The organism is Euzebyales bacterium (assembly GCA_036374135.1).
Lineage (GTDB): Bacteria > Actinomycetota > Nitriliruptoria > Euzebyales > JAHELV01 > JAHELV01.
On the sequence record DASUUK010000005.1, the window covers coordinates 1 to 2,550 of the forward strand.

At 70.4% G+C, this 2,550-nt stretch carries 3 protein-coding genes; 2 read left to right on the plus strand and 1 reads right to left on the minus strand.

Translation table 11 applies throughout. From position 1 onward, the window contains the following. Nucleotides 1–885, plus strand: an 885-nt coding sequence (locus VFZ70_00975) for an amino acid permease (protein ID HEX6254359.1), incomplete at its 5' end; no start/stop codon positions are given. Beyond that, nucleotides 882–1,661 (plus strand): hypothetical protein, encoded by a 780-nt coding sequence (locus tag VFZ70_00980; protein ID HEX6254360.1) that lies wholly within the window; start codon nucleotides 882–884, stop codon nucleotides 1,659–1,661. The genes VFZ70_00975 and VFZ70_00980, both read left to right, overlap by 4 nt. Nucleotides 1,662–1,798: 137 nt before the next feature. On the opposite strand, the gene VFZ70_00985 is transcribed toward VFZ70_00980, so the two are convergent. Further along, the gene (locus VFZ70_00985; protein ID HEX6254361.1) at nucleotides 1,799–2,299 is read right to left on the minus strand and encodes a YetF domain-containing protein; all 501 of its coding nucleotides are present in this window, start codon (nucleotides 2,297–2,299) and stop codon (nucleotides 1,799–1,801) included. Nucleotides 2,300–2,550: the final 251 nt, after the last annotated feature.

The window sequence follows — 2,550 nt, forward strand, 5'->3', positions numbered from 1 at the left end:
GCCGTCGGCATCATGGCCGCCTTGGCTGCGGTGAACGTCCGCGGCGTCGGCGACGCCTCCGCCGTCGAGATCGTCACCGTGTGGGGCAAGCTCGCCGTCCTCGGGCTCCTCGCCGGCATCGGCATCGCCCGCTGGGAGCCCCAGTCGCTCGGCACGCAGACCAGCCCGACCGTTGGGGGCGTGGTCGTCGGGGCCGCTGCCATCTTCATGGCCTACGAAGGGTTCCAGCTCCTCACCTACGACTACGACGACATCGACCGACCGAACTGGACCCTTCGTCGCGCCGTCCTGCCCGCCGTGGTCGTCGTCATCGCCGTGTATGTGGCCGTCACGCTCGGCGCCGGCATGCTCGTGGGCAGTCCGACGCTCGTCGCGCAGAAGGAGATCGCGCTCGCCGTCGCCGGCCAGGAGGCAGCCGGCACGATCGGCAAGATCATCGTCTCCATCGCCGCAGCCTTCTCCGCCGCGTCCGCCATCAACGCCACCCTCTTCGCCAGCGCCCGCCTCACGCGCCGCATTGCCGAGGCGGGCGAGCTGCCGGGGTTCCTTCGAGAGGAGAACGGCCGTGGCGTACCGCAGCGATCGGTCATCGCTCTCGGCGCGGTCGGAACCGGACTCGCGGCCATCGGATCGCTCGGAGGCCTCGTCGAAGCCGCAAGCCTCACCTTCCTGGTCACCTTCGCGGGCGTGAACTACCTCGCCGCCACCGACAGCAAGGGCTCGCGGTGGCTGCCGGCCATCGGCGCCGTAGCCGCCGGAGCCGCCGCCCTCGTTGCCGCATGGCGGCTTGCGACCGAACAGCCCGCGAGCCTCATCGCGCTCGCCACCATCACCCTCGCCGCCGTCGCGATCCGTCCGATCCTTCTCCACCGGGTCGAGGCGTGAGCGGCCGGCCAATCCGCGCGTCCCGGCCGCCTCGTGCGCAAGGAACGGATCTCGTCGACGACGCCACGGACGCCGTCGTCGATCTCACCGTGCGGGGCTGCCTCGAGCGCTCCGCCACATCACGGGAACGCCTCGCCCGACATCTGTATGAACGGCTCCACCCCGCGATGGCGATCCTCGGGCTCCTCTTCGTGGTGCTCGTCCTCGCCCAAGGCCCCGCTGCGGAGGGAACCACCCTTCAACGAGCACTGCTCACCGCCACGTGGTTGGTCTGGTCCGTCTTCGTCGCCGAGTACGCGCTGCGACTGGTCATTGCACCATCCACGACCCAGTTCCTGCAGCGGACCTGGTGGCAACTGGTCTTCCTCGTCGTCCCCGTCCTCACGCTGCTACGGGCACTGCTCATCCTGCGCGTGGCGCGTCCCACGCAGGTGGCCCTCGCGGCGCTGCGCGGCACCCGATCAGCCCGCGCCACCCTGACCGGTCGCGCCGCCTGGCTCGCCGTACTCACGGCGATCGCGACCTTCGCGTCCGCCGACCTCCTCTACCAGGCGGCGCGGATACGCCCCTATGGGAGCGCGCTCCACGCGGCCGCACTCGCCGCCGTCACCGGCGAACCCACCGGCAGCGACCATGGTCTCGCGCAGGTGCTCGACGTCGTCCTCGCCGTGTACGCCGTCGTGTTCTTCGCCGCTCTCGCGGGGAGCCTCGGCGCCTATTTCCTCGAGCAGCGCCGCGCCGGCGACGCGACGCCGCGTGATCCGACGCCCAACTGACGGCTCCTCACGCTCCTGCGCCTCCAGGACCTAGACGTCGCAGAGCAGGCTGGAGGTTCTGTGCCACCTCACCGACGAACCGCTCCTGTCGGCCCCGCGCGCGTCCTCTCCGCGCGCTGATGGTCCCAGCGCACCCGCTACATCCCCTCCAGCGCGCTGCCCGATCCGACCGCCGATCGCGGGACGACGCTGAGCGTACCGTCCGTCTCCAGCACCACCGCCGCAACGTGCTCGAGACCTCCGAGACCTGTCGAGCGGACAGCCTGCCGGATCTCGCCCGCGGTCAGCCGCTCGCGTTCGAGCACCTGCTCGACCAGCTGACCGTCGCGGAGGACGACCACCGGTTCAGCGGTCACGAAGTGACGGACGCTCGGCCAGCGGGTCGTCACCACGGCGACGATGAACTGCGCCGCAGCCAGCAGGGCGACCGCCGCCGCCCCTTCGAGGAGAGCGACGTCTCGGGACAGCGAGATGGACGCCAGCGTCGAGCCGAAAGCGACCGTGATCACCAGATCGAACGCATTCAACTTCGCCAACGTCCGCTTCCCGCTGACCCGCAACACCGCCACCACGGCGACATACGCGAGCCCGCCAACGGTCACCACACGGGCCACGCCGTACCACGAGTCGAAGAACACGAAGGGTCACTACCCGACCCGGTCCCTGCCCACCCCCGCAGGCCGCGCTCCGTGACGACCACATCGCAGGTGCATCGGCCCGCTACAAGCGCTCATCGACAAGAGAATCTGGCCGGGCTGCGTCGTGCCCGCTGGCAACATGGGGCCATGCCTGGAATCGCGAAGATGCGGGCGGTCGTGCTCGACTGCCCGGAGCCGCGTGCGTTGGCCGACTTCTACCGAGAGCTCGTCGGTGGCGACATCACCTACGC